General features: G+C 59.0%; 6 protein-coding genes. 1 reads left to right on the forward strand and 5 read right to left on the reverse strand.

The genetic code is table 11. The features are described from left to right. Positions 1-89: 89 nt before the first annotated feature. The 5 genes from QMX98_RS32205 to rplU form a co-directional block, all read right to left on the reverse strand. Positions 90-554 (reverse strand): CreA family protein, encoded by a 465-nt coding sequence (locus tag QMX98_RS32205; RefSeq protein ID WP_010467533.1) that lies wholly within the window; start codon positions 552-554, stop codon positions 90-92. Between the two features lie 12 nt (positions 555-566). After that, positions 567-1,685, reverse strand: coding sequence for a glutamate 5-kinase (proB, locus tag QMX98_RS32210; protein ID WP_010467532.1), 1,119 nt, complete (start codon positions 1,683-1,685; stop codon positions 567-569). A gap of 123 nt (positions 1,686-1,808) precedes the next feature. Beyond that, entirely contained in the window at positions 1,809-3,032 is a 1,224-nt protein-coding gene (gene cgtA, locus QMX98_RS32215; protein ID WP_010467530.1) for an Obg family GTPase CgtA, read from the reverse strand. A gap of 193 nt (positions 3,033-3,225) precedes the next feature. Beyond that, positions 3,226-3,501 carry a 50S ribosomal protein L27 gene (gene rpmA / locus QMX98_RS32220; RefSeq protein ID WP_003215862.1) on the reverse strand — a complete coding sequence of 92 codons (276 nt, stop codon included), beginning with the start codon at positions 3,499-3,501 and terminating at the stop codon, positions 3,226-3,228. 34 nt (positions 3,502-3,535) lie between these two features. Further along, the gene (gene rplU / locus QMX98_RS32225; protein WP_003176051.1) at positions 3,536-3,850 is read right to left on the reverse strand and encodes a 50S ribosomal protein L21; all 315 of its coding nucleotides are present in this window, start codon (positions 3,848-3,850) and stop codon (positions 3,536-3,538) included. Between the two features lie 240 nt (positions 3,851-4,090). Here rplU and QMX98_RS32230 point away from each other — a divergent pair, with 240 nt between their 5' ends. Continuing rightward, on the forward strand, positions 4,091-5,059 hold the full coding sequence (locus QMX98_RS32230) for a polyprenyl synthetase family protein (RefSeq protein ID WP_010467528.1): 969 nt from the start codon (positions 4,091-4,093) through the stop codon (positions 5,057-5,059). Positions 5,060-5,145: the final 86 nt, after the last annotated feature.

Raw genomic sequence — 5,145 nt, forward strand, 5'->3', positions numbered from 1 at the left:
CGCGATAGCGGTGCAACACTCAACATTGATGCCGACTGTTACACCGCTATCGCGAGCAGGCTCACTCCCACATTTCGATTTGCGCCAGCTTATTGGGCGTGCGTCCACGGCAGGATCGGGATCGCCGTCACCGCATTCTGCGGGCTGCCTTCGATCAAGCGATCGCTGTAGACCAGATACACCAGCGTATTGCGCTTCTTGTCGAGGAAGCGCACCACCTGCATGGTCTTGAACACCAGCGACGTACGCTCCTTGAACACCTCATCGCCATCCTTCAGCTCACCCTTGAAGCTGATCGGACCTACCTGACGGCACGCGATAGACGCTTCAGCGCGATCTTCCGCCAAACCCAGCCCACCTTTCACACCGCCGGTCTTGGCCCGCGAGAGGTAGCAAGTCACACCCTCAACCTTCGGATCATCAAACGCCTCGACGACGATACGGTCGTTCGGGCCGACGAACTTGAACACCGTCGACACTTGGCCAATCTCCTCAGCCGAAGCCAGCAGCGGCATTGCCAACAGCAGACCCAACAATCCTTTTGCCACACGCATTCAAATATTCCTTCAGACCAGAATCAGGTTATCGCGGTGAACCAGTTCCGGCTCCGCCATGTAACCCAACAGACCGACAATCGCCTCAGACGACTGACCGATGATTTTTTGTGCTTCCAGCGCGCTGTAGTTGGCCAGGCCACGGGCAATTTCACGACCGTCCGGCGCCACGCACACCACCATTTCACCGCGCCGGAAACTGCCTTGAACCAGTTTGACGCCAACCGGCAGCAAACTTTTGTTGCCCTGGGACAGCGCGGTCACTGCACCCGCATCCAGCACCAGGGTGCCACGGGTCTGCAGATGACCGGCCAGCCATTGCTTGCGCGCCGCCAGCATGCCGCGCTCAGGTGACAACAAGGTGCCGATGCGCTCGCCCGCCTTCAGGCGATCCAGCACACGTTCAATGCGCCCACCGACGATGATGGTGTGCGCACCGGAACGCGCCGCCAGACGTGCGGCACGTAATTTGGTCTGCATACCGCCACGACCCAACGCACCACCGGTACCGCCAGCGACGGCATCCAGCGCCGGATCATCGGCGCGCGCCTCGTAAATCAGGTTGGCGTCGGGGTTGTTGCGCGGATCGGCATCGAACATGCCGTCGCGATCGGTGAGGATCACCAGCAAGTCCGCCTCAACCAGGTTGGCCACCAGCGCCGCCAGGGTGTCGTTGTCGCCGAAGCGGATCTCGTCGGTGACCACGGTGTCGTTTTCGTTGATCACCGGGATCACTTTCAGCTCGACCAACGCACGCAGGGTGCTGCGGGCGTTCAGGTAACGTTTGCGGTCAGATAAGTCATCGTGCGTCAGGAGAATCTGCGCGGTATGCCGGCCATGCTCGGCAAAGCTCGACTCCCAGGCTTGCACCAGACCCATCTGACCGATAGCGGCAGCGGCCTGCAGCTCGTGCATTGCACTGGGTCGCACGGTCCAGCCCAGGCGACTCATCCCCGCCGCTACTGCCCCGGAGGACACCAGCACCAGTTCGACGCCCGCTTCATGCAAAGCCACCATCTGCTCGACCCAGACACTCATTGCCGCGCGATCCAGGCCCTTGCCGTCAGCCGTCAGCAAAGCGCTGCCGATCTTCACGACCCAACGCTGCGCACCTGTCACCTTGCTCCGCATCATCTTCAACCTTAGCTTGAGGGCAGCGCGACCCAGCGCCGCCCGTAACGTTATTCGTGACTACCGATTTCCAGATACTAAAACGCCGCTCGATTGAGCGGCGCTTAAGTTTACTGCAACGAATCAGTCACGCACGTAAATGATTTCCGGACCGTCTTCGTCATCCACATCTTCTTCGTCCCAGTCATCGTCGCCGATGTCATGGACCGACTTCACGCCGCTGCGACGCAGGGCACGCTGGTCATCCAGCGCTTGCAACTGGGCACGGGCTTCGTCTTCGATGCGCTGATCGAGCTCGGCCAGCTCTTCCTTGTAAACCGGGTCGTTAGCCAGACGGTCAGCACGATCTTCCATGTAACGCATGATGTCGTGGCACAGACGCTCGGTGCCCAGCTTGGAGATGGCGGAGATCACATAGACCGGACCGGTCCACTCCAGGCGATCAACGATTTCCTTGACGCGAGCGTCATGCTCTTCTTCAAGGATCTGGTCGCACTTGTTCAGCACCAACCAGCGATCACGCTCAGCCAGGGACGGACTGAACTTGGTCAGCTCGCTGACGATCACTTCAGCAGCATCCGGAGCGCTGGCGTCATCCAGCGGCGCCATGTCCACGAGGTGCAACAGCAAACGGGTACGCGACAAGTGCTTGAGGAAGCGAATCCCCAGGCCAGCGCCATCGGAAGCACCTTCGATCAGACCCGGAATGTCCGCGACCACGAAGCTCTTCCAGCGATCGACGCTGACCACACCCAGGTTCGGCACCAGCGTGGTGAACGGGTAGTCGGCGACTTTCGGCTTGGCGGCCGATACGGAGCGAATGAAGGTACTTTTACCGGCGTTCGGCAAACCCAGCAGACCGACGTCAGCCAATACTTTCATTTCCAGCTTGAGATCACGCGCCTCGCCCGGCTTACCCGGAGTGGTCTGGCGCGGAGCACGGTTGGTACTGGATTTGAAACGGGTGTTACCCAGACCGTGCCAGCCGCCATGAGCCACCAGCAGTTTCTGGCCAGCCTTGGTCAGGTCGCCGATCACTTCCTGAGTGGCGGAGTCGATGACGGTGGTGCCAACCGGAACACGCAGCACCAGCTCTTCACCTTTCTTGCCGGTGCAGTCGGTGCTGCCGCCGTTGGAACCGCGTTCGGCATCGAAGTGCCGGGTGTAACGGTAGTCCACCAGGGTGTTGAGGTTTTCGTCGGCGATCATGTAGACCGAGCCGCCATCACCACCGTCACCGCCGTTCGGGCCGCCGTTTTCAATGAATTTCTCGCGACGGAAGCTCATGCAACCGTTGCCGCCGTCACCGGCTTTTACTCGAATCGATACTTCGTCAACAAACTTCATAACAAAACGCCTCTCGTCATACGGACGAGCCGAAAAAATCTAGACATAAGACTCTTGCAAAAATGAGCGCAGCGACCTCAATCAACGACCGCAAATCCAGCGCTGGAGCCCATCACAAACAGCTTTGCAAGAGACTCACCCCACAAACGAAAAAGCCCCGTCGCGAGACAGGGCTTTTCCAGCAACTACGCAATTATGCCGCGACGACTTCAGTCTTCGGGACAATGCTCACGTAACGGCGGTTGAAAGCGCCTTTTACTTCGAACTTGATCACGCCGTCGATTTTAGCGAACAGAGTGTGATCTTTACCCATGCCAACACCGTAACCGGCGTGGAATTGGGTGCCGCGCTGACGCACGATGATGTTGCCCGGAATGATAACCTGGCCGCCATACATCTTCACGCCAAGGCGTTTGGCTTCTGAGTCGCGACCGTTACGGGTACTACCACCAGCTTTTTTGTGTGCCATGAGTCAATTCTCCTAGTGAGGAATTAGGCTGAAATTAAGCCTGAATACCGGTGATTTTGATCTCGGTGTACCACTGGCGGTGGCCCATACGCTTCATGTGGTGCTTACGACGACGGAACTTGATGATGCGGACTTTATCGTGACGACCTTGGGAGATCACTTCAGCCACAACGGTAGCGCCAGCAACAACTGGAGCGCCGATGTTCACGTCATCGCCATTGGCGACCAACAGAACGCGATCAAAAGTAACGGATTCGCCGGTAGCGATTTCCAGTTTTTCGATCTTCAGGTATTCACCTGGGGCGACCTTGTATTGCTTGCCACCAGTAACAATTACTGCGTACGACATGGTATTTCTCCGATAATCCTGCTCACCCAGCTCTTTATAAGAAGAGGTATTGGCTGGCATGGCTGCATAAGGCTGGAAGGCCTGTTTGCAATTGCGTAAGGCAGGTGCTGCCCAGGAAGTTCAGGGTGCGCGATTGTACGCAAGCTGCCGGGGCGATGCAAGAGGCCGTCCATCGTGCCTTGACACCCGCCGACGTGGGTCCTAGCATGCCGCGCAACCCTTCTGGAGCAACTGTCGCTGATGCAACCCCAAGCTTTCTACCGCGCGGTGGCGGACGATTTTAGCGCCGTCGACGGCATCATCAAGAAGCAGCTGACTTCCCGAGTGCCGCTGGTATCGAAAATCGGCGATTACATTACCTCGGCTGGCGGTAAACGCCTGCGTCCTCTATTAGTGTTGCTGTGTGGCAAGGCTCTGGGTCGCGAAGGCGATGACCTGCGCCTGCTGGCCGCGACCATCGAGTTCCTGCACACCGCCACGCTGCTGCACGACGACGTGGTCGACATGTCCGGCATGCGCCGTGGCCGCTCGACCGCCAACGCCATGTGGGGCAACGCGCCAAGCGTGCTGGTGGGCGACTTCCTGTATTCGCGCTCCTTCGAAATGATGGTCGAACTGGGCTCCATGCCGGTGATGAAGATCCTTTCGCAAGCCACGCGCATCATCGCCGAAGGCGAAGTGTTGCAGCTGTCCAAAGTGCGTGATGCCAGCACCACCGAAGAAACCTACATGGAAGTCATCCGCGGCAAAACCGCGATGCTCTTCGAAGCCTCGACCCACAGTGCCGCGGCCCTGGCCGGTGCCACACCGGAACAGAGCGAAGCGCTGCGCACCTTCGGCGATCATCTGGGCGTGGCCTTCCAACTCGTCGACGACCTGCTGGACTACCGTGGCGACGCGGAAACCCTGGGCAAGAACGTCGGTGACGACCTGGCCGAAGGCAAGCCGACCCTGCCGCTGATCTACACCATGCGCGAAGGCACGCCGGAGCAGGCTGCACTGGTGCGCAAGGCGATCCAGAAAGGCGGTATCGAAGACCTGGAAAGCATCCGCGAAGCCGTGGAAGCGTCCGGTTCGCTGGATTACACCGCGCAACTGGCCCGCGATTACGTAGCCCGTGCAATCAAATGCCTCGACGCGTTGCCCGCCAGCGAATACCGCGATGCATTGGTTGAGCTCAGTGAGTTTGCGGTCGCACGCACGCACTAACTGCACCGTAATACCCTGTGGGAGCGAGCCTGCTCGCGAAAGCAATCTGTCAGTCGAATGCTGACTGGCACACCGCTTTCGCGAGC

It is taken from the genome of Pseudomonas sp. PS02303 (assembly GCF_029959925.1).
Lineage (GTDB): Bacteria > Pseudomonadota > Gammaproteobacteria > Pseudomonadales > Pseudomonadaceae > Aquipseudomonas > Aquipseudomonas mandelii.

Excerpts from the sequence above, each read along its gene's own strand:
- QMX98_RS32205 (WP_010467533.1), bottom strand. The coding sequence starts at position 554 with ATGCGTGTGGCAAAAGGATTGTTGGGTCTGCTGTTGGCAATGCCGCTG.
- proB (WP_010467532.1), bottom strand. The coding sequence starts at position 1,685 with ATGCGGAGCAAGGTGACAGGTGCGCAGCGTTGGGTCGTGAAGATCGGC.
- cgtA (WP_010467530.1), bottom strand. The coding sequence starts at position 3,032 with ATGAAGTTTGTTGACGAAGTATCGATTCGAGTAAAAGCCGGTGACGGC.
- rpmA (WP_003215862.1), bottom strand. The coding sequence starts at position 3,501 with ATGGCACACAAAAAAGCTGGTGGTAGTACCCGTAACGGTCGCGACTCA.
- rplU (WP_003176051.1), bottom strand. The coding sequence starts at position 3,850 with ATGTCGTACGCAGTAATTGTTACTGGTGGCAAGCAATACAAGGTCGCC.
- QMX98_RS32230 (WP_010467528.1), top strand. The coding sequence starts at position 4,091 with ATGCAACCCCAAGCTTTCTACCGCGCGGTGGCGGACGATTTTAGCGCC.